A 26,110-nucleotide genomic window follows, 5' to 3' on the forward strand; every position below is an offset into this window, starting at 1 on the left:
GCGGTGTGAAAGGGTGATTGCAAAAGCAACAATTCTACTGTTTACGGACGCTTTGTTCTATAATCCCGGCGAAGTGTATCCCTGAAAAAAGAGCGAGCCCGTCTCAGAGACAAGGGATGCTGCCGAAAACAGCCAACAAGCCCGGATATTTTCATGTCTCAAGTGACAACTGGCAATCGCGACACCGTCATGGTGGTCGATAACCTCCACAAATGTTTTGGTGATCTGGAAGTCCTCAAGGGTATCTCCCTGTCGGCCACTGAAGGCGATGTAATTTCACTGATCGGTTCCAGTGGTTCGGGCAAGAGCACCCTGCTGCGCTGTATCAATCTCCTGGAGACGCCCGATTCCGGGGACGTCTTTATTCACGGGGAGCAGATTCAGATGACAAAGAATCGCCGTGGTGAGCCGGTCGCCGCCGACCCCCGGCAGGTGGACCGGATCCGTTCCCGGCTCGGCATGGTGTTCCAGAGTTTCAATCTCTGGAGTCACATGAGTGTGCTGGAGAATGTCATGGAGGCGCCGGTGCATGTGCTGAAAGTGCCGAAAAATGAGGCCCGGGAGCGGGCCATCGCCATGCTGGAGAAGGTTGGTATCGGTGACAAGCTGGATGCCTACCCGGCCCAGCTCTCCGGTGGTCAGCAGCAGCGTGCCGCCATCGCCCGGGCGCTCGCCGTGGAGCCGGAACTGATGCTGTTCGATGAACCGACTTCGGCCCTCGACCCCGAAATGGTGGGCGAGGTGCTCAAGGTGATGCGTCAGCTGGCGGAAGAGGGACGCACCATGCTGGTGGTGACCCACGAGATGGGTTTCGCCCGGGAGGTCTCGTCGAAAGTGCTGTTTCTGCACCAGGGACAGATCGAAGAGCAGGGCACACCTGCCGATGTGTTCAATAATCCGACGTCGGAACGTTGTCGACAATTCCTTGCCAGTCATCTATAACAACCGATTTACTGTGGCAATCCGCCAGTAATCGTTAATTCAATCGAAGGGGACGACTATGAAACATATCCAACTACGGGCCATGCTCCTGATGCTGCTGCTCTGTATTAGTGGCCTGGCAGTGGCTGAAACGATGAAGATCCGTATGGGAACCGAAGGTGCCTATCCTCCGTTCAACCTGATCGACAAGAATGGCGAACTGGCCGGATTTGATGTCGAGATCGGCAAAGCCCTCTGTGCGGCAATGAAAGCGGAATGTGAATGGGTAACCTCGGATTGGGAGGGCATCATCCCGGCTCTGCTGTCGAAGAAGTTCGATACCATTATCGCTTCCATGTCGATTACTGAAGAGCGCAAGGAAAAAGTCGCTTTCACCGACAAGTACTACACCACCCCGGTTCGGTTCGCCCGGGCCAAGGGAACCGATTTCGAGATCAGCGATGAGGCACTGAAGGGCAAGATCGTTGGTGTGCAGGCATCCACTGTCGCGGAGAATTTCCTGCGTGGTCGTTTCGGAGACATCGTGGAAGTGCGCGCCTACGGCACCCAGGACGAGGCCAATCTGGACCTGTTGTCCGGTCGGGTGGACCTGCTGTTGGCCGACTCCTTTGTACTGGGTGAGTTCCTGAAGTCAGAGAGTGGTCAGGCGGCTGAATTTGTCGGCCCCGGCTATACCGATAAAAAGTATCTTGGTGAAGGCATCGGCATCGCGGTAAGGAAAGAGGATACGGCGTTGCTGGAGAAACTGAACCAGGCGATCAAACAGATCCGTGAGGACGGCACCTACGCCCGGATCAATGATAAATACTTCGACTTCGACGTGTATGGCGAATGAGTCGGTCGGTTAACCAGAGCCGGCAGTTTTACGTTTTAACGGTGTATTATCCAGGCGGCAGGCGGATCCATGTTTGACCTGAAAGGATATGGCGGCCTGCTACTGGACGGCCTCTGGTTGACCATTGCTGTTGGCCTCAGCTCCATGCTGCTGGCCATTTTTCTGGGGCTGCTCGGTTCCTGGGCGAAACTGTCCAGGAACCGGTTGGCCAATTTTCTGGCCGACACCTATACCACGGTGGTGCGTGGTATCCCGGAGCTGATCCTGCTGTTGCTGGTCTATTTTGGTATCCCGACCCTGATTCAGGATATCGCCCAGCGCTTCGGCCACGACATCACCATCGACCTGAACCCTTTCCTGGCCGGTACCCTGGCGATCGGTTTTATCTATGGCGCATTCAGCACCGAGGTGTTCAGGGGGGCGTTTAATTCCATTCACCCCGGCCAGCTGGAAGCGGCCCGGGCCATGGGGATGAATCGCCTGCTCGCCTTCCGGCGTATTCTGCTGCCCCAGGCGATGCGTTTTGCGCTGCCCGGTCTCGGCAATGTCTGGATGGTGCTGATCAAGGCCACGGCGCTGGTCTCCATCATTCAGCTGGAAGAGTTGATGCGCAAGACCAAGATCGCCGCCAACGCCACCCACCAGCCCTTTACCTTCTATCTGCTCGCCTCCCTGATCTATCTGGGACTGACCGTGGTCTCCATGCTGCTGCAGCAGCGGGCGGAACGTTGGGCCAACCGCGGCGTCGCGGGGAGGTGATGATGGATCTGGAGGTCATCTGGGAAAATCTGCCAAAACTGCTTCAGGGCGCCCAGCTCACCCTGGAGATCACCGTCATCAGTCTGCTGATCGGGCTGGCGATTGCCATACCGTTCGCCCTGATGCGGCTCTCCCGCCATGCGGTGCTGTGGATGCCCGCCTACGCCTATATTCTCTATTTCCGGGGTACGCCGCTGCTGGTGCAGCTGTTCCTGATCTACTACGGCAGTGGGCAGTTCCGGGCCGAGCTGAGTGATCTGGGGCTGTGGGGTTTTTTCCGCGATGCTTACTTCTGCGGGGTGGTGGCCCTGACCCTGAATACCGGTGCCTACACGGCGGAGATCCTGCGTGGTGCCATCCAGGCGGTGCCGGCGGGGGATATTGAAGCGGCCCGGGCCTGCGGTATGAGCAAAGTGCTGATGTACCGGCGTATTATCCTACCCAAGGCTATCCGCCTGGCGTGGCCCATGTACGGCAATGAGGTGGTGTTTCTGATGCAGGCCACCTCTCTGGTCAGCGTGATCACGCTGCTGGATCTGACCGGTGTGGCGGGTCGTATCATCTCCAAGACCTTTGCGGTCTATGAAATCTATATCACCACGGCGGTGCTCTACCTGATTATCACTTACGCGATTGTATTCGTGTTCCGCCGCATCGAGCGTCGACTGAACCGTCACCAGGCGTGAGTTGATCAGCGTTCCCGGAACGCCGGCTGGATAGGGTTTATTGCTGATACAGGGTCTCGAAATAGTCCTGCACCTGTTCGTCGTCCAACTCGTCCAGATCATCCAGGTCGAAGTAGCTGTAGTCGAACTCGTCGTGCTCGAAACTGGCTTCAGAAAAACCGTTGGTGAGTGTCTCATACATGGTTCTGTCTCCTGATAATGGCATCAGGGCACAGGCTAATAACTGAATGCGACAGCTTGATGACAGCGGTTTGACTACTCTTTTTTCTGCCCGGTGATCAGCCACAGCATCTGCAGCAGCAGGGTGTTATGCAGGCGTGACTGCTGGCAGGTCTCCAGTTGTCTGTCTTCGCTGCAGATCTTGTCGAACAGCAGGGTGGAGTGACCCCCGTACTCCACGAACAGGCGACGGCTGCGATTCACCACGTAAGCCACCGCAGCTGAGATATCGTGTTCGGTGAGTTCGTCCAGGCCCCCCTTGGGCGGCATCTCGCCATGGCCGTTGATAGCGTGGCTGATCAGCAAGGGCAGCGGTCGCTTGAGCCGCTCCTCCCAGTCATTCACGGCGCCCAGTTGCGGAGCGCCGGAGTCCGGTTTGCCATGACACTTGATGCACTGGGTGGTGAATATCACGCGACCCAAGCCAAGATTGTACTGCTGTGGTTCGCTCCTGACCGGGCCCGGTTCCACCGCTGCGGCTGTACCGCTGATCAGGCAACTGAACAGGGTGCATATGAGGGAGTATAAACAACGGCTGCTGGGCATGGGGGGATTCCGTGGTTGGGAAAACTTTCGGCCGGAACAGGTGAACTGTGCTGGCCATGACTCAATGCTATAGGGAACTATAGACCGTCACCCTGATGCAGGTAAGAAAAAGTGCCGGGGATCCATCGCGGACGACTGGTCGAGCCGGGGATGTTTTGCGGTACGGTGTTTGATCCGCACCTGGCCCACCGGGGCAGGCAGCGCTTTCGCAAGATCTGCCTGCCCCGGTCCGCCATTTGGCGGAGACGGCTGTTACTTTTTACGTTTCGGTATGTAGAGATCGGTGAGGGTGCCTTCGAACGCTTCCGCTGCCATAGCCACTGTCTCAGACAGGGTTGGGTGGGGATGGACGGTGAGGCTGATATCGGACGCGTCACAGCCCATCTCGATCGCCAGACACACCTCGGCGATCAGATCCCCGGCGTTGGGACCGACAATACCGGCACCGATCACCTGGCCACTCTCCTGGTCGAAAATCATCTTGGTGATCCCCTCGTCCCTGCCCAGGGAGAGAGAGCGGCCGCTGGCCATCCAGGGGAAGGTGCCCTTGCCGTACTTGATGCCTTCGGCCTTGGCCTCCGCCTCGGTCTTGCCGACCCAGGCGATCTCCGGGTCGGTGTAGGCAACCGATGGAATCACCCAGGCGTCGAAGAAGGTGCTGAGACCGGCACACACTTCGGCCGCCACCTTGCCCTCATGCACCGCTTTGTGCGCCAGCATGGGCTGGCCCACCAGGTCGCCGATAGCGAAGATATGGGGCACGTTGGTGCGCTGCTGTTTGTCCACCTGGATGAAACCGTGCTTGTCCACCGCCACACCGGCGTTCTGGGCCTCGATCTTGTGGCCATTGGGGGAGCGTCCCACCGCCACCAGGATCGAGTCGTAGAGCTGCGGTTCAGGCGCCTTGGCCCCTTCGAAGGTAACTTTCAAGCCCTTCTTGAGAGCCTCCACCTTGGCGACCCGGGTCTGGGTGTAGATCGCCTCGTACTGTTTCTCCAGCCGTTTATGCAGCGGTTTGACAATATCCTTGTCGGCGCCGGTGATCAGGTTGTCGAGCATCTCCACCACGGTGATCTGGCTGCCCAGGGCGTGATAGACGGTGGCCATCTCCAGGCCGATAATGCCACCGCCGATCACCAGCATGCGCTTGGGGATCTCTTTCAGTTGCAGTGCGCCGGTGGAGTCGATGATGCGTGGATCTTCCGGCAGGAACGGCAACTTCACCGCTGTGGAGCCGGCGGCGATGATGCATTGGGTGAAGCCGACGGTGGTGGTGGCGCCTTCCGCGTCGGTGACTTCGATATTGTTCTGGTCAATGAATCTGCCGTAGCCGTGCACCACCTGGACCTTGCGCTGCTTGGCCAGCCCGGCCAGACCGCCGGTGAGGCGGGAGACCACGCCGTTTTTCCACTCCCGCAGGGCGTCCAGATCCACTTCCGGCTCAACGAATTTCAAGCCGTGCTTGCGGAAGTCCCGTGACTCCTCCAGCACTTTGGCGGCATGCAACAGCGCCTTGGAGGGGATACAGCCGACGTTCAGGCAGACCCCGCCCAGGTTGCTGTAGCGTTCGATCAGGATCACTTTCTTGCCCAGGTCAGCGGCCCGGAAGGCGGCGGTATACCCACCGGGGCCGGCACCCAGGACCACCACGTCGGCCTGCAGGTCGGCGTTGCCGATGTAGGGGGTTGGCTGGTCATCGACGGCCAGTCCCGGAATGACCGGAACCGGGGCAGAATCGGTTGTGGCTGTGGCCGTGGTGCCGGCGCCACGGGGGCTGGCCACCTCCAGGGTGAGGATCAGGTCGCCCTGGGAGACCTGGTCCCCAACTTTGGCGTGCACTGAATGGACTGTACCGCTGCCGGGGGAGGGTACTTCCATGGAGGCCTTGTCGCTCTCCAGGGTGATAACCGGTGTCTCTTCATGGATGCGGTCGCCTGGTGCCACCAGTACCTCGATCACATCCACGTTCTCGAAGTCGCCGATATTGGGCACGTAGACATCCTTCAGGACGGTCTTTCCGGCATCACCGGGCGCCGCACCGCTACTGGCGTTCTTCTGCACCAGGGGTTGCGGCTCCTGGGCAGCGACCTTCGGCTCTACCGCCTTCTCCAGGCTCAGAATCAGGCTCCCTTCCGAGACCTTGTCGCCCAGGTTGACGTGGATCTCCTGCACCGTTCCCGATAGAGGTGAGGGTATCTCCATGGAGGCCTTGTCGCTCTCCAGGGTGATCAGGGGGTCGTCGATGTTGATCGCGTCCCCTACCGATACCAGAATCTCGATAATCTCCACATTGTCGAACTCCCCGATGTTGGGGACATGAATCTGTTCAATGTTGCTCATGGTCATATTCCGTTTGTTGTACGTTGGGAGAGTTCAGAGCAGCAACCGCCGCACGTCATTCATGAGTACGCCGAGGTGACGCACGAAGTGCGCGGCCTGGGCACCATCGATCACCCGATGGTCGTAGGAGAGCGACATCGGCTGCATCAGGCGGGGAACAAACTCACTGCCGTTCCAGACCGGTTTCATCTGGGAGCGGGTGAGACCGAGAATGGCCACTTCCGGCGCATTGACAATGGGGGTAAAGGCGGTGCCACCGATACCACCCAGGCTGGAGATAGTGAAGGTGGCACCCTGCATATCTCCCGGTTTCAGCTTCTTGTCCCGCGCCTTGGCGCTCATCTCCATCAGTTCGGCGGAGATCTGGAAAATACTCTTCTGATCCACATCCCGGATCACCGGCACCACCAGGCCATTCGGGGTGTCGACCGCGACCCCGATATGGAAATACTTCTTCAGGATCAGGTTCTCACCGCTGCCGTCCAGGGAGGAGTTGAAGGTTGGATAGGCCTTCAGGGTGGCTGCACAGGCCTTCATGAAGAAGCTCAGCAGGGTGACCCGTACGCCCTGTTTTTCCGCCTCCGCCTTGAGGGATTTGCGGAACGCCTCCACCTCGGTGATGTCGGTTTCGTCGTGATGGGTGACATGGGGTACGTTGAGCCAGGAGCGACTGAGGTTGATACCGGTCAGGCGCTTGATTTTGCTCAGGGGCTGGAACTCCACCTCGCCAAACTTGGAGAAGTCCTGTTCGGGGATGGGCGGGATGCCCGACCCGGCGGCTGGGGCGGCCGGTTTTGGTTCTTCCAGTTGGCCACTAACCAGGGCCTGCAGGACCCGTTGTCCGGCGTTGGCCAGGTCTTCCCGGGTGATACGGCCCTTGCGGCCGGTACCCTGCAGGGTGTTCAGGTCAATGCCCTTCTCCCGGGCGATACGGCGTACCGACGGACTGGCGTGGGTGCGCTCGAAGGAGACATGGCGCAGATCGGCGGCCGGCGCGGCACTGGCGGCGGCCGGTGCAGCTGCCGGAGTCGGGGCCGGGTCCGGAGTGACCGGAGCCGTCGGTTGCGGCGCTGCCGGTGCGGCAGGGGGCTCGGCCGGTTGCGCCACGCCGGCATCGGCGACAACCTCCATCAGCAGGATCGGACTGCCTTCCGAGACCTTGTCTCCCAACGCCACTTTGAGCTCTTTGACCACACCGGCCTCAGGGGAGGGGATCTCCATGGAGGCCTTGTCACTCTCCAGAGTGATCAGGGGATCATCCACGGCAACCGCGTCACCGGGGGCAACCAGGATCTCGATCAGTTCAACGTCTGTGAAGTCACCGATGTCCGGTACAACTATCTCTTTAATGGTCACGTCTGTTTCTCCTTATTCTGTGCGCGGTTCAAGCGATAACCGGATTGGGCTTGTCGGCGTTTATGCCGTACTGTTCAATCGCCTGGCTGACCTGTTTGACCGGAATCTTGCCTTCGTCCGCCAGCGCCTTGAGGGCCGTAATGGCGACATAGTAACGATCCACCTCGAAGTGGTGACGCAGCGCCTCACGACTGTCGGAGCGGCCGAAGCCATCGGTACCTAGGGTGTGGTAGCTGCCCGGTACGAAGGGGCGAATCTGTTCGGCAAAGGTCTTGATATAGTCGGTGGCGGCAATCACCGGGCCTTCGCGATCCTTCAGGCACGCCTCCACGTGGCTGACCCGCGGCGTCTGCTCCGGATGCAGCCGGTTCCAGCGCTCCACGTCCTGACCATCGCGGCACAGTTCATTGAAGCTGGTGGCGCTCCAGATATCGGCGGAGATGTTGAAATCGTTTTTCAGCAGCTCGGCACCCGCGATCACTTCGTTCAGGATGGTGCCGCAACCCAGCAGTTGCACCCGCAGGCCCTTCTTCTTGCCTTTCTGTTCCGCCTCGCTGCTACGCAGGTGGTAGAGCCCCTTGAGGATGCCCTCCTCGGCGCCCTCCGGCATATCGGGGTGGCTGTAGTTCTCATTCATGGTGGTGAGGTAGTAGAACACGTTCTCCTGCTCCTGGAACATGCGGCGCATACCTTCGTGCACAATCACCGCCACTTCGTAGTGGAATGTGGGGTCGTAGGAGACGCAGTTAGGGATGAAGCTGGCAAATACCTGGCTGTGTCCATCCTGATGTTGCAGTCCTTCACCGTTCAGGGTGGTGCGACCGGCGGTGCCACCCACCAGGAAGCCCCGCGCCTGCAGGTCACCCGCGGCCCAGGCCAGGTCACCGATGCGCTGGAAGCCGAACATGGAGTAGTAGATGTAGAACGGGATCATGGTGACCCCGTGATTGCTGTAGGCGCTGGCGGCGGCAATCCAGGATGACATGGCGCCGGCCTCGTTAATACCCTCCTGCAGCAGCTGGCCCTTCCGGTCTTCCCGGTAGGGCATGATGTCGCTGGAATCCATGGGGGTGTAGAGCTGTCCCTCCGGGGCGTAGATACCCATCTGGCGGAACATCCCCTCCATGCCGAAGGTTCGGGCCTCATCCGGTACGATCGGCACCAGGCGCGGACCGATCTCCTTGTTGCGGGAGATGGAGACCATGGTGCGTACCAGGGCCATGGTGGTGGACATGGTGCGGGCGCCGGTGCCTTTCAGCAGCAGGTCGAACATGGAGAGATCGGGGATCTGGAGTCGGTCGCCCTGGGTGCGCCGCTCCGGCAGATACCCCCCCAGGGCCTGGCGCCGGCTGTGCAGATAGCGCATCTCCGGACTGTCGTCGGCCGGCTTCAGGTAGTTGGCCTGCAGCACATCCTCTTCCGAGATATCCAGTTCCAGCCGGGCACGGAACTTCTTCAACTGTTCGTTCCCCAGCTTTTTCTGCTGGTGGGAGATGTTCTGCCCCTCACCGGCCTCGCCCATTCCGTAGCCCTTAACGGTCTTGGCCAGGATGACAGTCGGTTGCTCGACCGCTTTGACCGCCTCGGAGTAGGCCGCATACACCTTTTGCGGGTCATGACCACCACGGATCAGATCATGGTAGATCTGATCATCGGTCATGTGTTCCACCATCTTCAGCAGCTCGGGATACTTGCCGAAGAAATATTTCCGTACATAGGCCCCATCCTTGGCTTTGAAGGTCTGGTATTCCCCATCCACGCACTCTTCCATGCGCTTGCGCAGCAGGCCGTTGTGATCCTGGGCGAGCAGTTTATCCCAGGACGCGCCCCAGATTACTTTCAGGACATTCCAACCGGCGCCGCGGAAGTTGCCCTCCAGCTCCTGGATGATCTTGCCGTTGCCGCGGACCGGGCCATCCAGGCGCTGCAGGTTGCAGTTGATGACGAAGATCAGGTTGTCCAGCTTCTCCCGTACCGCCAATGATATGGCGCCCTGGGATTCCGGCTCGTCCATCTCGCCGTCGCCCAGGAACACCCACACCTTGCGATCCGATTTGGGGATCAGGCCCCGGTTCTCCAGATACTTCATGAAACGTGCCTGGTAGATCGCCATCAGTGGCCCCAGGCCCATTGAGACGGTGGGGAACTGCCAGAAATTACGCATCAACCAGGGGTGGGGATAGGAGGGGAGGCCCTTGCCGTCGGTTTCAAAGCGGTAGCTGTCCAGTTGCTCCTCGCTGATGCGCCCTTCCAGGAAGGCGCGGGCGTAGATGCCCGGTGCCGCATGACCCTGGAAGTAGATCAGATCGCCACCGTGCACATCGCTGGCGGCGCGCCAGAAGTGGTTGAAACCGGTTTCGTAGAGTACCGCGGAGGACTGGAAGCTGGCGATATGGCCGCCCGGTGCCGCCGGTTTGCGGTTTGCCCGCACCACCATGGCCATGGCATTCCAGCGGATAATGTCGCGCAGTTTCGCTTCAACCGCCGGGTCCCCCGGGAGGGCGGGTTGACGACTGACCGGGATTGAATTCAAGTAAGCGGTCCGGGAGCAGTTGGGCGGTTCCACTCCGGCCACAGTGGCCTTGTCGATAGTCCGCTTGATGAGGAATTGCGCCCGTTCCGGCCCCTCCTTTTCCAGCACCACATCGATGGCTTCCATCCACTCCAGGGTCTCCTGGGGGTCGACATCCCGATAGTCACTTAAGCGATAGCTCATCTGGTTTCTCTCCTCGACTGATTTAGCACGCTGCTGAGTTGTGTGGCATATTGTTATTTATTTCAATGGTCAGACCATTTAAAGGTATGTTAAATAATAAGTCAAACTATTTTATATGATCTATAACAATCGCTTAGCGTGTGGAATGAATGGATCTCTTAACTATTTAAAAAGTAAATAGTTATTATTGTTTCACCAGCTATTTATTTTTATGGTTGAAAAATGGTCAGACAAATTAATGGTTGTATATAATAGGGAAGGTACCTCCTCACCTGGTCTGATCCAGAGGTGCCTGCGCGATGCATGGATGCGGTGCATTTTTGATTACCCGCAGTTATCAACTGTAGACCATGGGCAACAGGGAATCGGCCGATTTTGTTTTCCGATTCCGTTCAGGTCACGCCCCAGGGAGGGGGCTTCTGATCGCCCATTCAACGGAGAAGTGCCATGCAGTTACAACCCATCAAACCCGCCCGGGTCTCGGATTCGATTGTTGAGCAGTTGAAAGCCCAGATTATCAAGGGTGTATTAAAACCGGGTGACAAGTTACCGGCGGAGCGGGAGCTGGTTGATCAGCTCAAAGTATCCCGGCCGTCGGTGCGCGAGGCGCTGCTGAAACTGGAAGCCCAGGGGTTAATTTACAGTCGGCAGGGAGAGGGGACTTTTGTGCTGGATGCCCTGGGTGCCGCCATCACCAATCCGTTGGCCAATCTGCTCAAGGATAATCCGGAGGCGCTTTCCGATGTGATGGAGTGTCGCCATGGCCTGGAGGAGTTGGCGGCCAGTTACGCGGCAAATCGGGCTTCGGCGCTGGATCAGGCGGTGATCCGGGAGCGCTTTGAAGCTCTGCGGGCAGCCCATGAACAACGGGATCTGGAGCTGGAGGCCCAGGCGGATGCCGCCTTCCACATGGCGGTAGCCGATGCCTCCCACAATGTGGCGCTGATTCATCTGACCCAGAGCCTGTTTGATCTGCTGGGCGATGTGGTGCTGCATAACTGGGAGAAAATATACACCATGGAGGAGAGTTACCAGGCCATCCATGACCAGCATCGGGAGATCTATGAAGCGATCTGTGCGGGTGATGCCAGTCAGGCCAGGCATGCGGCCCATGAGCACCTGGCCTATATCGGCAAGTGTTTGCGGGGCGCCGCGTCCTAGCGGGATAGCTCCAATTCCCTGATCAACTGATCCAGCGGTTTGATGGCTGCCGGGTAGTTGAACGCCCGCAGTTGCTGAACCAGCAGGGTGATGATTTCCGGGTGGGCGAAATTGTCGATCTGCTGTTCGAGGCTGTCGATTGTACTGTTTTCCACCAGGTCATGCTCAATGAGCTGTTTGCGCAGCACCGTCAGCATTGGCAGCAGGTCGATAATCGTATGATTGGCCGGAGCACTGTTCTGCTGCATCTTGTTTTCAGCCGCCAACTGTTCAGAGAGGGCGCTGATGCGGCTGATGACCCGGTCCAGCTCACTCTCCAGCTCCTGGTAGTGGGCAATCAACTGGGCGGTTTTACCTCCGGCCAGGGCCGCCTCCATGGTGGCACAGCGGTGATACAGCCCCATGGTGGCCATGTTGCCAGCAACCCCCTTGAGCCGGTGCAGGGATTGGGCCAGACCCTGCCAGTCGTCCTCTTCCAGGCAGCGCCGGATCTGCAGCAGGTCTGACTGGAAACTCTCCTCAGCCTGAAGCAGCAGCCGCAGCACCCGGGGGCGATCGCCATCAAATCGGTTCAACAGGATGGCCAGGTCAATGGTGGCTACGGAGTTTGATGGTGGCTCGCTCAGCTCGGTGTCCCCGGTATCGTCTTCAAGCAGCCGCAGTGACTGGCTCAACGCCTGGATCAACTGATCCCGGTTAATCGGCTTGGTCAGATAGAGATCCATTCCTGCGGCCAGGCAGCGTTCACGATCGCCGCTCATGGCATTGGCTGTCATGGCAATCACCGGAATCGCCTTCAACAGCGGATGTTTGCGGATTCGGCGGGTTGTTTCAAAACCATCCATGACCGGCATCTGGATATCCATCATGATCGCATCGAACGCTTCAATCCCCTGTTCCTCCAGCATTGCCAGAGCGGTCTTGCCGTTGTCTGCCACACTGACGGTGATCTGTAGCTGATCGAGGATCTCAATCACCACCTGCTGGTTGAGCACCGTATCCTCAACCAGCAGGATGTGCATCCCGGCCAGTTGTTCGATCTGCGACTTTTGTGCCGGGGACTGCCTGGATCGTGCGCTGGATCGCTCAGGTTGCAATGTCTCCAGCAGGGCGGTATCCAATTTCTCCCGGATCAGCGGTTTCTTCAGTACCTGGCTGAATATCTCTCGCCGTTCATCTTCGAAGTCGTAGAGCAGCAGGGTAGGGAGCGAATCTGGTATCTGCCCGCTTTGCAGAAGTGGTTGCAGCAGATCATCTGCACTGTGGATCGCCGACCCATCGATGATCAGGATGTCCAGCCCATGGTCGGTGCTGGTATCACCCAGCGCGTCGGTAAATTCTTGGAGGCTGGCGAAGCGCCGGATAACACAGCCGGACTCCTTCAGATGCCTGCCTGCAATCGTGCCGGTGAGGGGATCACTGCAGATCAGTGCGACGCGCTTATTTGACAGGACGGCGGCTGTCTTTCCGGATGGTTTCCGGTCATGTTTGAGTCGGCCGAAGGTGGCATTGAAACTGAAACAGCTGCCTTTCCCAGGTTCTGAGCTGACGCTGATCTCTCCCCCCATTTTGTTCACCAGCCGCTGACAGATACTGAGGCCGAGGCCGGTGCCGCCATAACGCCGCGTGGTTGATGCATCCGCCTGGGTGAAGGGCCTGAACAGCCGTTCGATCTGGTCAGCCTCTATGCCCTGACCGGTATCCTCAACGGAAAACTGCAAGACCAGGTAGTCCCGAGTCTGCTGCTTCAGGGTGATGCGTAACACCACCTGACCCTGCTGGGTAAACTTCACCGCGTTGTTGATCAGGTTGGTCAGCACCTGCTTTATGCGCAGGCTGTCACCGATGATCTGATCATCCAGGTCGCCTGGCGTGTCGTAGATGAGGCGCAGGTGTTTCTGCTCCATGGCCGGGGTCATCAGGTCAGAAAGCTCCTCCAGCACCTGGCTCAGGTTGAACGGGCTCTCTTCAAATTTCAGTTCTCCCGCTTCTATCTTGGAGAAATCGAGAATGTCGTTAATGATCACCAGCAGGGAGTTGGCGGCAGCACCGATGGTGTTCAGATAGAGCTGCTGCTTCTGTGTCATCTCAGTGGATTGCAGCAACTGGCACATGCCGAGTACGCCATTCAGCGGAGTGCGGATCTCATGGGACATGTTGGCCAGGAAATCCCCCTTCGCCCGGTTGGCCGCCTCGGCCAGCTCCTTCGCATGACGTAATTCGTGGGTGTGTAGGTTGACCCGCTGTTCCAGGTTGGTGATCAGGTCGTTCAGGGTGCTGGCCATGCTGTTGATACCGGTCTGGACTTCCCCCAGTTCATTGTTTGCCGGATTGCTGATACGCGTATCAAGCCGGCCCTGTTCAATCAGCTTCAGCGCTTCCAGGGTTCGGCTGATCTGTTTGTAAAAACGGTGGTAGAAGATCAGAAAGAGCAGGCTGACCCCAATCAGCGGCACCAGGGTCAACAGCAGTCCGAAGAACGCAAACAGGTTGCGCTGAATAAGCATCTCTGCCTGGGTGATGGTGAGTACAATGGTCCAGTTCCATATCGATCGCGTAAATACCGCAAACATCGCCTCATTGTTTGAGTTGTAGGTGAAACTGCCGGTACCATCCTGGACACGTGCCTGTTCAATCAGTTCGACGGGGGGTGGTGCGTGTCGACTCGCCTCGGATATGAGCAGGGTGTTGGAGGCGCTGTCCAGGATAACCAGACTGCCTGTTTCCCCAAGTTGAAACCTTTTCAGTTCATCAATCAGGTGCCCTTTTTCCGCTTTAAGGAAGTTCTCCTGCGAAAGTATGCCGATCGGCTCCAGCCTCTTCACCCTGGCTCTGATGCTGTTGTCGATGTTGGTGATTTCCCGCTGCAGGTTGTTTTCATACAGATTGAAAACAATACGGTTAATAATCCAGTAACCACCTGCCGCAATGGGGACAATCAGCATGATCACCATACCAAGGGTGAACAGAACAAATTTCAGTCGGATACTCATACGATACTCAGACGTCCCCCTGATATGCGGTCTGGATCAAAATTGGGTAGCGGACGTTTGCTGCTTGTCCGAGCCAGGTTGTTTCGTTATGTCTGGTTACAGCTGTGCCCAATCGTATTATCAGATAAAGGTCCTATGCCGTGAATCTGATCATACTAGACGCTTCCCGGACTGGGCTGGGAATCTGTCTGGTTGCTGAATTCCTCTCCTCTTACGCAGTTTCTTCCGGAGTTTTTCGCTTCGTAGAGCATGGTATCCGCCAGCTGTACCAGCATTTTTGGATTGCTTCTGGAACTGGGCGTTGTTGCGGTTACACCGATACTGATACTGATGTAGGGATGGGTATCGCTACTCTGGGCATGGGGGATTGCCAGGTTGGCGACCTGGAGGCGCATCTTCTCCGCCAGTTTCAACGCCACGCTGTATTCGGTCTCGGGCAGCACGGCAATGAACTCTTCCCCTCCATAGCGGAAGATACTGTCGGCCGGACGTTTCAGTGGCAGCGGCAGGGCCTGTGCAACCTGTTTCAGGCAGCGGTCCCCGGCTGGGTGGCCGTAGTGGTCGTTAAACTGTTTGAAGTGATCAATATCCAGCAGCATGATGGAAATCGGCGCCTGTGAGCGCCGGCAGCGTGACCATTCCCGCTTCAGTATCTGTTCAAAGCGTCGCCGGTTGGGCAGGTTGGTCAGGGCGTCGATCAGGGCCAGTTTTTCCAGCAGGTCACTGTTGTGTTTGAGCTGGATCTGGGTTCTCACCCGTGCTTTGACGATCGGTGTGCGGAACGGTTTGGTTATGTAATCCACGGCACCCAGTTCAAGCCCCCGGGTCTCATCTTCCACATCAGTCTTGGTGGAGATGAAAATGATGGGAATCTTGCGAGTTCCATCCCCCGCCTTGAGACGGCGGCACACCTCATAGCCGTCAATGTTCGGCATGACGATGTCCAGCAGGATCAGGTCTGGACGCTGTTTGCGCGCGACTTCTATACCCGATGCACCACTGTTGGCTACTTTGATGTTGTACTCTGACTTCAGCACCTGTGCCAGATGCTCAATATTGATCGGACTGTCATCGATAATGAGGACGGTCTTCTCCTTGCGGAATTCTGTCGGCATAGATGGCTGTAACCTTTGAATACAGGTGGGTGAGATTCCATTTCTACTCCCCCCACCTGACAGAATAGTAAAAAAAAGCGGAATAGGGCAGGACTTAATCAAATAGGAATATAATTCTATGCGGTCTGCATGGGAAGATTCAAGATTAAACTAACTTGAGGGTTTGCGCTGCGAACCCCACTGAAATTGGTCGCTTGCGGCCATAGGGTGGCGATGGGGGGCGTATCCGGGAACCGAAGTGGCGGACGGGTGTCTTTCCCTGGAAGGATGAACCGCCTAGAATTGGCGATTCGCTATCTTGGGCAGTCTATCCGGGTTTCCGGTTATCTGTTTACAAGGGGCAACCGTCAAAAGTCGCGGTTGGCCTATCTATAATAATACTTTGCTGTCGAGTATGAGGATGCGCAAGCTCTTGCCGCTGCTGTTACTGGCCCTGTTTATTGGCGTCGTTCAGTTGATTACCCATTTTAAACCGGAAGCGGCGGTCCGCGACAAGCCGCCGGTTCCGGTTATCACTGTGGAGACCGAGCAGCTGCTGCCCCGCGACTACCGGGTGGTGCTCAACTCCTTTGGCCGGGTCCAGCCCCGCACCGAAGGTGAACTGGTGGCCCAGGTGTCTGGCCAGATTATGGATATCAGTCCCAATTTCCGCGATGGCGGGTTCTTTGAAGCGGGAGAAACCCTGGTCACCATTGATCCGCGGGACTACCGGATTCAGGTGGACATTGCGGCAGCCGAACTGGCCAACGCCAAGGTGAACCTGGAGGAGCAGCTGGCCTTGGCAGACCAGGCCCGGAAGGATCGGGAGATCCTGAACAAGCGTGGTCTGGCCTCCGATTACGCCCTGCGCAAACCGCAAGTGGCCGCCGCCCGTTCCCAGATCGATGCCGCCCAGGCGAAACTGGCCCAGGCCCAACTGGCGGTGGAGCGGACCCGGATCAAGGCGCCCTATGCCGGCCGCATACTCTCCCGCAGCGTGGATCGGGGTGTGGTGGTCTCCAGCAACCAGGCGCTGGCCAGGATCTACGCCACCGATCGGGTCGAGGTGAAATTACCACTTAAAAACAGTGAGCTCGGTTACGTGGATTTGCCGGAGAACTATCGCAATCAGGCTGTCGGCGGCGACTCCCTGCCGTCGGTCACCATAATCAACAACCTGGGGCCGCAGCCGGAGCAGTGGCAGGCCAGGCTGGTGCGCACCGCGGGTGCCATTGACGAACAGAGTCAGCAGCTCTACGTCACCGCACAGATCGAAAACCCCTACCTGGCGGACCAGGATGGGCGCCGCCAGTTGAAGATCGGTCAGTATGTCACGGCACAGATCCAGGGGCGGGTCATCAAGGACGCCATTGTTATTCCCAACTCGGCCATCTACCAGGGCAGCTATGTCTATCTGATTGACCAGGGGCTGCTGCAGCGTACCGGAATAGAGGTCGTCTGGCAGAATGGGGAGGAGTCGCTGATCGGCAGTGGCCTGAAAGCGGGCGACCAGCTGGTACTGACGCCCCTGGGACAGGTCAGCAGTGGTACTCCGGTCAAACAGGTGGCGGCGGACAAAACGGCCCGCACCCCGGTTGAAAATCTCACCGGACGATCCGTCGATGCGTCCGCGCTTAATTAAGGCCTGCCCATGATTGCCTGGTTTGCCCGTAACCATGTCGCAGCCAACCTGTTGATGGTGAGCCTGCTGGTGCTTGGCCTGTCATCCCTGTACTTCCAGATCCCGCTGGAGGTTTTTCCCACCCTGGAAGCACAACAGGTCAATGTGGAGATCACCCTGCGTGGCGCCACGCCGGAGGATACGGAACAGGGTATCGCCATCCTGGTGGAGGAGGCGGTGCAGGATCTGGAGGGAATCAAAGAGATCACCAGCCGCTCAGCCGAGGGTAGTGCCAGTATCGGTCTGGAGATCGATACCGGCTATGATCCCCGGGAGATGCTGGCCGATATCAAGAGTCGGGTGGACGCCATCAATAATCTGCCGGCGGATGCGGAAAAACCGGTGGTCAGTCTGGCCACCTTCCGCCGTGAAGTGATCACCGTGGCCATTGCCGGTGACTACCCGGAGCGGGAGATTCGCGGTCTGGCTGAACAGGTGCGGGATGATCTGCTGCGCATCCCGGGGGTAACCCAGGTTGAGCTGGACGCGGTACGCGCTTACGAAATCGCCATCGAGGTCTCTGAAGATACCCTGCGCCAATACGGCATCACCCTGCGGGAGGTGGCGCAGGCGATATCTGACAGTGCGCTGGATCTGTCGGCCGGTAATATCAAGGCCGATGCAGGGGAGATTCTGATCCGCTCCAAGGGGCAGGCCTACCGGCGCGATCAGTTTGACGACATCATTGTGCTGACCCAGCCGAACGGCAGTATTGTCCGGGTCAAGGATCTGGCCCGGGTGAATGACGGCTTTGAGGAGTCGCCCCTGCGCAGCCGCTTCAACGGTAAGATGGCCGGCTTCGTGGATGTGTACCGGGTGGGTGATCAGAGCGCCATTGATGTGGCGGACAAGGTGAAGGCCTACGTGGCGGAACGCCAGGCCACCCTGCCCCAGGGGGTGGAGATGACCACCTGGCGGGATCGCTCCCGGATAGTCAAGAAGCGCCTCCAGACCCTGACCAACAACGCCATCCAGGGCGGCGTGCTGGTACTGCTGCTGCTGACCCTGTTCCTGCGGCCCTCCATCGCTTTCTGGGTGTTTATCGGCGTACCGGTCAGTTTCATGGGGGCCTTTGTCGCCATGCCGTTTTTCGACGTCAGTCTCAACGTGTTCAGCCTGTTCGCTTTCCTGCTGGTGCTGGGTATCGTGGTGGATGACGCCATTGTTACGGGGGAGAACGTCTACACCCATCTGCGCCACGCGGAAAACGGACTGGAGGCGGCTATACGGGGCACCAGGGAGGTGGCGGTGCCGGTCACTTTCGGTATTCTCACCACCATCGCCGCCTTCCTGCCCCTGGCCTTTATCGAGGGGCGCCGTGGGCTGCTGTTTGCCCAGATCCCCATCGTGGTGATCCCGATTTTCCTGTTCTCCCTGATTGAGTCCAAGTTTGTGCTGCCGGCCCATCTGAAGCACATCAAGTTGCGTTCGGAACGCCATCAGCCGGGAGTGTTGGAGCGCTTGCAACACAGTTTCGCCGATGGTTTTGAGCGGGTGATATTGCGTTATTATCGCCCCCTGTTGAAACTTGCCCTGAACCACCGCTGGAGCACCCTGGTGCTGTTCTGTGGCATTCTGTTGATCATGGTGACCCTGGTCTCCACCGGCTGGACCCGCTTTACCTTCTGGCCCCGGGTGCAGAGTGAACTGGCCCGGGCCTCCCTGACCATGCCCACCGGCACACCGTTTGAAGTGACCGATCGCTATGTCCGCAGGATTACCGACGCCGCTTTCAGCCTGAAGCAGAAGTACCGTGACGAGCAGGGGGTCGATCTGATCCTGGATATCCAGTCCACCACCGGCAGCAGCAGTTCACGGGGAGGGGGTTCCCACACCGGTTTGGTGATGTTCGAGATTGTGGCACCGGAGGATCGCACCTCCCAGGTGACCAGTATCGAACTGGTGCGGGAGTGGCGTAAAATGATCGGGGTGATTCCCGGTGCCGAGAATCTCACTTTTCGGGCCGAGATCGGTCGTATCTCCGATCCGATTGAGATCCAGTTGTCAGGTCTCGATTTCACCACCCTGTCGGAGGTGGCGGACAAAGTGAAGGAGCAGCTGGCCCTCTATCCGGCGGTATTTGATATCAGCGACACCCTGTCCGATGGCAAGCAGGAGTTGCAGATCGAGCTGAAAGATGAGGCCCATGCCCTGGGGCTCACCCGGTCCGATGTGATCAACCAGATCCGGAACGCCTTCTACGGTTTTCAGGTGCAGCGCATACAGCGGGGCCGGGATGATATCCGGGTGATGGTGCGTTACCCGGAATCGGAGCGGAAGTCGGTTGCCAGCCTGGAGGATCTGCGTATCACCAACGCCAGCGGATTGAGCGTACCGCTGGGACAGGTGGTGGAGTTGATTCCGGGCAAGAGTCCCACCTCGATTATTCGCATCAACCGTTATCGGACGGTGACGGTCGCTGCCGATATCAACAAGGCAACCGCCAACATGACCATCCTGCAGAGTGAGCTGAGTGACTTCATGGATCAGCTGCTGTTGCAGTATCCCGGCATCAGCTACGGCTTCGAGGGTGAGATGCGGGAGCAGCAGGAGTCGTTCGGCTCCATGGGTATCGGTCTGGGGATCATGCTGTTTGTGATCTACGCCCTGTTGGCGATCCCCTTTAAATCCTACCTGCAGCCCCTGGTGGTGATGTCCATCATTCCGTTTGGTGCCATCGGGGCGCTGGGCGGGCACTGGATTATGGGTATGGATCTCACCATGCTCAGTCTGTTGGGTATGATGGCGCTGGTGGGCGTGGTGGTGAATGACAGCCTGGTGCTGGTGGACTTTATCAATCAGCATCGGCGCGAGAAGAGCCTGCAGGAGGCGATCCTGAATGCCGGCGTGGCCCGGTTCCGGCCGGTTATGCTCACCTCCCTGACCACCTTTATCGGCCTGATGCCGCTACTGTTTGAGCAGTCCACCCAGGCCCAGTTCCTGATCCCCATGGCCATCTCCCTCGGCTTCGGTATCCTGTTCGCCACGGTTATCACGCTGCTCCTGGTGCCGGTCAACTACCTGTTGATGGAGCAGGGTATCGCCGGATGGCGTCGGTTGATGGCACGATGAGACTGCTGCATACCGCCGACTGGCATATCGGCCGCCAGTTGCACAATCTCTCCCTGCTCGATGAGCAGCGCCATGCCCTGCAGCAGATCACCGATCTGGTCGAAGCGCGGCAGGTGGACGTGGTACTGGTGGCGGGGGATATCTACGACCGCTCGGTACCACCAGCGGCGGCCGTGGCGCTGCTGGATGAGGTGCTTAGCCGTATCTGCCTGGAACTGGGCGTGCCGGTGATCATGATTGCCGGTAACCATGACAGCCCGGAACGGCTGGCCTTTGGCGCCCGCCACCTGACCCGGGCCGGGTTGCATATCGTCGGCCACCTGCGCCCGGAACCGGAGCCGATCCTGCTCGGTAAACCGGGCCATGAAGTGGCCTTCTATGCCCTGCCGTATGCCGATCCCGCCAGCGTCCGCCAGCTGTTTGGCATCGAGGTGTCCAATCACGACCAGGCGATGGCGTTTCTGACCGGCCAGATCCTGGCCCATAACGCCGGACGTTCACCCTGCGTGTTGCTGAGCCACTGTTTCGTGGCCGGCGGCGAGGCGTCGGAGTCGGAGCGGCCGCTGGCCATAGGCGGCGCCGAGTGGGTCTCCCCCGAGCACTTCAAGCCGTTCGATTACGTGGCCCTGGGCCATCTGCACGGTCGCCAGTTTCGCGGTGCGGAGCATATCCGTTATGCCGGCTCCATCCTCAAGTACTCCTTCTCCGAAACCCGTCACCACAAGTCGGTCACCCTGGTGGATCTGAATGATTCCGGCGTCACCCGGATCGAGCAGGTGGATATTCAACCCTTGCACGATATGCGTATCCTGGAGGGGGAACTGGCAACCCTGCTGGCCCAGGGTGCGGATGATCCGCAGCGGGAGGACTATCTGCTGGTACGTCTCAGCGACAGTCACGCCATTCTGGATATCATGGGCAAGCTGCGCCAGGTCTATCCCAACGTGCTGCACCTGGAGCGTCCCGGACTGATGGCCAACGGTGAGCAGCGCACCTTGCATCGGGAGCAGCTGAAACGGGGTGAGCTGGCACTGTTTGATGATTTCTACCAGCAGGTCCGGGGTGAAAACCTGACGCCGGAACAGCGAAGCCTGATCGCCGACCTGCTGGAGCAGATCCACCAGGAAGAGGGGGGCGGCTGAGATGCGCCCTCTGAGCCTTACCCTGTCCGCCTTCGGGCCGTTCCAGGATGTGCAGACCATCCCGTTCGATCAGTTGGGGGATAGTCCCCTGTTTCTGATCAACGGCCCGACCGGCTCCGGTAAGACCACCATCCTGGATGCCATCTGTTTTGCGCTCTATGGCCGCACCACCGGTAACGAGCGGGAGGGCAGCCAGATGCGCTGCGACCACGCCGCGCCGGACACCCTGACCGAGGTGATCTTCAGCTTCGAACTGGCCGGACGACGCTACCGCATCCGGCGGGTACCGGAACAGCAGCGGCCCAAGGCCCGGGGCGAGGGCACCACCACTCAGTCCACCGAGGCGCAGCTCTGGGTCATCGGGCCGAACGGGGAGGAGCGTCTGCTGGTACCGAACAAGGTGACCGAGGCGAACCGGGAGATTGAACAGCTCACCGGGTTGAACGTGGATCAGTTTCGCCAGGTCATGGTGCTGCCCCAGGGCAAGTTCCGGGAGCTGCTGCTGGCGGAATCGAAACAGCGGGAGGAGATCTTCAGTCAGCTGTTCCAGACCCGCATCTACAGACAACTGGAGGAGCGTCTGAAGAGCCAGTCAGCGGAGATCCGGCACCGGGTGGAGCAGGTACGGGAGTCCCGGCAAACCATTCTGCACAGTGTGGATCTGGAGCAGCCGGAACAGATTGAACAGGCCCGCCAGGAGTTGCAACCGGAGCTGGAGCGGGCCGCCCGGAAACGGAAGGAGGCGGAGCAGCAGCACAGCGAAGCGTTGGCTGCACTGGAGCGGGGACGGCATCTGCAGGAGGATTTTAACCGGCTGGCCGATCTGCAACAGCAGGCGACCACCCTGCATCAGCGGCAGGGAGAGATCGATGCCTGGCGACAGCAACTCGATCTGGCCCAGCAGGCCGAACGGCTCAAGCCGCTGTTTGATCAATACAGCGCCGCCGATCGCCTGCGACAGGATTCAGTGAGGAGGCAACAGCAGGCACTGGATGCTCTGGCGCAGGCCAAGCAGGGGCTGCTGGCTGCTGAGGCAGCGTTGGAAAAACAGCAGGCGTCCGCCGCAACCCTGGATAAGCTGAAAGCCCAGCTGACCAGGCTGCAGAGTTACCGGCAACGTGCCACGCGGCTGGATGAAGCGACCGACAAGCAGCAACGGGCAGAACTGGACGCAGGCAAGACCAGCGACGCCCTGTCACACAAACAGACGAAACTGGATCAGTCTATCCGGCAACAGGAGCAGCTCGATAAGAAGCGCCAGGCGCAGCAGGCACAACTCGACCAGTTGCAAGATGCGCCACTGCAACAGCAGCAGGTAAAAGAGCAGTTGCGGGATCGGCGGGTGCTGGAGCAGACGCGGCTCGATCTGTTGAATCTCAATCAACAACTGCAGCAGGATGAACAGACCGGCAAGCAGCTGGCTGCCGAACATACCACGGCCCAGGCAAAAGCCCGTCACATGGAGCTGGACTGGCACCGGGGGCAGGCGGCACTGTTGGCCCGGGAGTTGAAGCTGGATCAGCCCTGTCCGGTCTGCGGCAGTCTGGAGCACCCGGCGCCGGCCCGGTCCGACAGCGACCTGCCGGATCAGGAGGCCCTGGAACAGGCACGTCAGGCGGTGCAGATGCTTCAGGATCAGTTAACCCGGCAGCGCGAGAGCTACGCCAGCAAAAAGAGCGAGCTGAAAACCCTGGTCGCCAGGATAGGGGAGCTGGAGCAGCAACTCGGGACGGTCAAGGATGAACCCCTGGTGCAACTCACCGAGCGGGCAAAACAGTTGAGCGGGTCGGTGCAGCGTCTGGAAACGGTCCGCCAACAGCTGCAACAGATCGAAGCCAGCGAGCGGACCTTGAAACAGAATACCGCACAACTCCGTACGGAACTGGCCGCACTGAATGAACAGTTGATGAAGCAGCAGGCCGAGGTGGCCGCCGCCCGCAGCGAGTTACAGGCGGCCGAACAGGAGTTACCCGCCGTCTACCGGGAGCCGGGTGCGCTGGCGCAGGCGATCAAAGATTGTGAGATCCAGATTGCCGGCCTGGAACAGGCCATTGAACAGGCCCGTGCCGACCACCAGCGGGCCAGCAGCGAGCGGGCCGCTGCCGAAGCGGCCTGCCAGTCGGCCACGCAAACCCGGGCGTCGGCGGAGGCGGATGCGCAACAGGCCAGCGAGCGGTGGCGTGGGGCGTTGAATACCGCTCCCTTTGAGAGCCCGGAGGCGTTTACCCAAGCCCTGATGACCGATCAGCAGCAGTTGGAACTGCGCCAGCAAGTGGATGGTTATGAGCAGGCCAGTCAACGGATTGCCGGCGCCTTGCAGCAGCAACAGACAGCCCTGGAGGGTAAGTCGCCACCGGATATCCCGGCCCTGGAGCAGCAACTTAGCAGTGCGGTGGCGCTGCGAAACAGTGCCGATCAGGCGTGGCGCGAACTGGACAAACGACAGGACCAGCTACAACGGGCGGCGGCGCAGCTGGCGGAAAACCAGCGTCAGCATCAGGCCCTGGAACAGGAGTACGCCGTGGTGGGGACCCTGAGTGATGTGGCCAATGGCCAGGTCGGTGACAAGATCAGCCTGCAACGTTTCGTACTCAGTGTACTGCTGGATGACGTGCTGCTGGAGGCGAGTCGACGTCTGCACCTGATGAGCAAAGGTCGCTATCAGCTGTTACGCAAAAATGAGCGGGCCAAGGGCAACCGGGCCTCCGGACTGGATCTGGAAGTGGAGGATGCCTACACCGGCAAATGCCGGCCCGTCGCCACCCTGTCCGGTGGTGAGAGTTTTCTGGCCGCGCTGTCGCTGGCGCTGGGACTCTCCGATGTGGTGCAGGCCTACTCCGGTGGCATCCGACTCGACACCCTGTTTATCGACGAGGGTTTTGGCTCGCTCGACCCCGAATCCCTCGACCTGGCGATCCGCGCTCTGATCGATCTGCAAGCATCCGGTCGCATGATCGGTATCATCTCCCACGTCGCGGAGTTGAAAGAGCAGATGTCGCTGCGCCTGGATATCCAGACCAGCCGGCAGGGGAGTCAGGTACGTCTCGTCACTCAATGAATATGGCAGCGCCAGCCCGAACAGGGAACTGTTCTACAATGGAGTAACCGGGCGGATGGATTAATCGAGTGGGGTCAGCGCGTCTGATCCCGAATGGATGGAGAGAGGTGTGATCATGAACAGATTATGGATAGGGGTGCTACTGCTGGCCATGACTATGGGCACAGCCATGGCGGCTGCCGGTGTCACAGTGATCAGCAACAACGGCGTTAACGGCGCCTGGATTGGCTATGACGATGGCAGTGTACGTTTCTGCAATGGAGGTGGGGGTACTGCGGTGCCGTTCTGGACCACCTGCGCCGGTGTGCTGGAAGCCAATGGCTCCGCCGTCACCGACATCAGCACCAACGACCATCGCGCATGGATCGGGCATGCCAATGGCGGGTTGCGCTATTGCAAAGACAGCGGCAGCGATCAGAATCCGGAGACGGAGTGTGTCGATGTCCAGCCGTGAGCGGGTGGCCCATTGGTAAAGCTGCCCCACAGTCTGCGGGACTGGTCCAGTAACAGATTCGAGCAGTCGCTGAAAACGGAGCTGCTTGCCCTGCCGTTGAACAACCTGCCGCTGCAACAGGCGACCCGGGGTGGTTATGTGGATGGTTCGAATCTCCAGATCACCCTGTTGCAGCAGTCGGCGACGCCGACACAACTGCAGGTCAAGGTGGGAGTGTTTTTCAACGAGATCATTGTCGGTTGCAGTTGTGGCGATGATCCGGTCAACGAGCCCATCTATTGTGAAATGCACATCACTATCGACCGGCGAACCGGGGCCTCCCTGTTCGAGCTAATGTAATGCTCTATCGCTACCTCTTTCGGCTGAAAGTTGTAATCATCCACTGGCCGGTGCAGATGAGGTGGCTGTACAACAGTTCGCGCCTTCTGCAAAATGGCCAAGGTTTCCCAATGTTCGAATAGCCCTTGCGTCGAAAAACGCAACGCCCATTGTGCACCGATGGGACGCACTATCCTTTCGCTGCGGATTGTCCCATATGTCTGGTGTTGGCCGTAGGAGTAGTAAATTCATGGATAGCGCGTTATTTGTTGTAATATCGCTAATTGGTATTAGCACTGTTGTCGTGGTCGGCGACGTTATGTATGTCGGCTTTTGGTATTATATTGCGCTTCCTGCCGTTGCATATCTTTTAGCAATAACTATAAAGCCAAAACCACTCTTTTTGACTGCGGTTAGCTTTGCCATACTGGCCACGTACATCCCCTATTTCTACCACAACCTATTCACGGAACACCCTGAAGGGCTGCTGGGCCTGGGTCACCTGCTTTCCTTGCCAGGATTGGCAGTAGGTATTGTCTTGACAGGGTTATGGTTGAAAAGTAGCGCCTTAAACCCCTTTGGAATATTTGCGGTGGGTTCTACAGGTGTGTTTGCGGGCTTTCTTATAAATCAATTTATAGTATGTAATTCTGTTATGTATTGCGGTAATTTGACTTGGCCGTTTGGGCTGCTGTCAGGCGGATAACAGGGTGCTTGTTTGGATTTAAATATTGCCGA

19 protein-coding genes are annotated in these 26,110 nt (G+C 58.7%); 12 read left to right on the forward strand and 7 right to left on the reverse strand.

Going from position 1 to position 26,110, the window contains the following annotated elements; all coding sequences use genetic code 11:
- Positions 1 to 153: 153 nt before the first annotated feature.
- The 4 genes from AAY24_RS01075 to AAY24_RS01090 all read left to right on the forward strand — a co-directional run bounded on the left by AAY24_RS01075 (position 154) and on the right by AAY24_RS01090 (position 3,222).
- A complete protein-coding gene (locus AAY24_RS01075; protein WP_046858107.1) occupies positions 154 to 942 on the forward strand; it encodes an ABC transporter ATP-binding protein in 789 nt (262 codons plus the stop codon).
- A 58-nt stretch (positions 943 to 1,000) separates the two neighbouring features.
- The gene (locus AAY24_RS01080) at positions 1,001 to 1,777 is read left to right on the forward strand and encodes an ABC transporter substrate-binding protein (protein WP_046858108.1); all 777 of its coding nucleotides are present in this window, start codon (positions 1,001 to 1,003) and stop codon (positions 1,775 to 1,777) included.
- A 69-nt stretch (positions 1,778 to 1,846) separates the two neighbouring features.
- Entirely contained in the window at positions 1,847 to 2,536 is a 690-nt protein-coding gene (locus AAY24_RS01085) for an ABC transporter permease (RefSeq protein ID WP_046858109.1), read from the forward strand.
- Positions 2,536 to 3,222, forward strand: a complete 687-nt coding sequence (locus AAY24_RS01090; RefSeq protein WP_335337201.1) for an ABC transporter permease — start codon at positions 2,536 to 2,538, stop codon at positions 3,220 to 3,222. The genes AAY24_RS01085 and AAY24_RS01090 overlap by 1 nt, the downstream gene beginning before the upstream one ends.
- Positions 3,223 to 3,259: 37 nt before the next feature.
- Here AAY24_RS01090 and AAY24_RS19060 read toward each other — a convergent pair whose 3' ends face one another.
- The 5 genes from AAY24_RS19060 to aceE all read right to left on the reverse strand — a co-directional run bounded on the left by AAY24_RS19060 (position 3,260) and on the right by aceE (position 10,399).
- Positions 3,260 to 3,403, reverse strand: a complete 144-nt coding sequence (locus AAY24_RS19060; protein ID WP_199930443.1) for a hypothetical protein — start codon at positions 3,401 to 3,403, stop codon at positions 3,260 to 3,262.
- Positions 3,404 to 3,477: 74 nt separating this feature from the next.
- Complete coding sequence (locus tag AAY24_RS18335) at positions 3,478 to 3,987, reverse strand: c-type cytochrome (RefSeq protein ID WP_052760979.1); 510 nt, start codon at positions 3,985 to 3,987, stop codon at positions 3,478 to 3,480.
- A gap of 252 nt (positions 3,988 to 4,239) precedes the next feature.
- Positions 4,240 to 6,327, reverse strand: coding sequence for a dihydrolipoyl dehydrogenase (gene lpdA / locus AAY24_RS01100; protein WP_082116969.1), 2,088 nt, complete (start codon positions 6,325 to 6,327; stop codon positions 4,240 to 4,242).
- Positions 6,328 to 6,360: 33 nt separating this feature from the next.
- A complete protein-coding gene (gene aceF / locus AAY24_RS01105) occupies positions 6,361 to 7,683 on the reverse strand; it encodes a dihydrolipoyllysine-residue acetyltransferase (protein WP_046858110.1) in 1,323 nt (440 codons plus the stop codon).
- Between the two features lie 28 nt (positions 7,684 to 7,711).
- Positions 7,712 to 10,399 carry a pyruvate dehydrogenase (acetyl-transferring), homodimeric type gene (aceE, locus tag AAY24_RS01110; protein ID WP_046858111.1) on the reverse strand — a complete coding sequence of 896 codons (2,688 nt, stop codon included), beginning with the start codon at positions 10,397 to 10,399 and terminating at the stop codon, positions 7,712 to 7,714.
- Between the two features lie 447 nt (positions 10,400 to 10,846).
- On the opposite strand from aceE, the gene AAY24_RS01115 reads away from it, so the two are divergent.
- Positions 10,847 to 11,560, forward strand: coding sequence for a GntR family transcriptional regulator (locus AAY24_RS01115; protein ID WP_046858112.1), 714 nt, complete (start codon positions 10,847 to 10,849; stop codon positions 11,558 to 11,560).
- Here AAY24_RS01115 and AAY24_RS01120 read toward each other — a convergent pair.
- A complete protein-coding gene (locus tag AAY24_RS01120; protein WP_046858113.1) occupies positions 11,557 to 14,553 on the reverse strand; it encodes an ATP-binding protein in 2,997 nt (998 codons plus the stop codon). The genes AAY24_RS01115 and AAY24_RS01120 overlap by 4 nt on opposite strands.
- Before the next feature lie 155 nt (positions 14,554 to 14,708).
- Positions 14,709 to 15,668: a diguanylate cyclase domain-containing protein gene (locus AAY24_RS01125; protein ID WP_046858114.1), complete on the reverse strand. Its 960-nt coding sequence runs from the start codon at positions 15,666 to 15,668 to the stop codon at positions 14,709 to 14,711.
- 400 nt (positions 15,669 to 16,068) lie between these two features.
- On the opposite strand from AAY24_RS01125, the gene AAY24_RS01130 reads away from it, so the two are divergent.
- The 7 genes from AAY24_RS01130 (at position 16,069) to AAY24_RS01160 (ending at position 26,078) form a co-directional block, all read left to right on the forward strand.
- A complete protein-coding gene (locus tag AAY24_RS01130) occupies positions 16,069 to 17,289 on the forward strand; it encodes an efflux RND transporter periplasmic adaptor subunit (protein ID WP_052761333.1) in 1,221 nt (406 codons plus the stop codon).
- Positions 17,290 to 17,298: 9 nt separating this feature from the next.
- Positions 17,299 to 20,400, forward strand: a complete 3,102-nt coding sequence (locus AAY24_RS01135; RefSeq protein WP_046858116.1) for an efflux RND transporter permease subunit — start codon at positions 17,299 to 17,301, stop codon at positions 20,398 to 20,400.
- Positions 20,397 to 21,542, forward strand: coding sequence for an exonuclease SbcCD subunit D (locus AAY24_RS01140; protein WP_046858117.1), 1,146 nt, complete (start codon positions 20,397 to 20,399; stop codon positions 21,540 to 21,542). Before AAY24_RS01135 ends, AAY24_RS01140 begins: the two co-directional genes overlap by 4 nt.
- Position 21,543: 1 nt before the next feature.
- Entirely contained in the window at positions 21,544 to 24,600 is a 3,057-nt protein-coding gene (locus tag AAY24_RS01145) for an AAA family ATPase (RefSeq protein ID WP_046858118.1), read from the forward strand.
- 115 nt (positions 24,601 to 24,715) lie between these two features.
- The gene (locus tag AAY24_RS01150; protein WP_199930444.1) at positions 24,716 to 25,054 is read left to right on the forward strand and encodes a hypothetical protein; all 339 of its coding nucleotides are present in this window, start codon (positions 24,716 to 24,718) and stop codon (positions 25,052 to 25,054) included.
- Between the two features lie 12 nt (positions 25,055 to 25,066).
- On the forward strand, positions 25,067 to 25,393 hold the full coding sequence (locus tag AAY24_RS01155) for a hypothetical protein (protein ID WP_046858120.1): 327 nt from the start codon (positions 25,067 to 25,069) through the stop codon (positions 25,391 to 25,393).
- Positions 25,394 to 25,622: 229 nt separating this feature from the next.
- Complete coding sequence (locus tag AAY24_RS01160) at positions 25,623 to 26,078, forward strand: hypothetical protein (protein WP_046858121.1); 456 nt, start codon at positions 25,623 to 25,625, stop codon at positions 26,076 to 26,078.
- Positions 26,079 to 26,110 lie beyond the last annotated feature (32 nt).

The sequence above is a fragment of the Sedimenticola thiotaurini genome (assembly GCF_001007875.1).
Classification (GTDB): Bacteria; Pseudomonadota; Gammaproteobacteria; order Chromatiales; family Chromatiaceae; genus Sedimenticola; species Sedimenticola thiotaurini.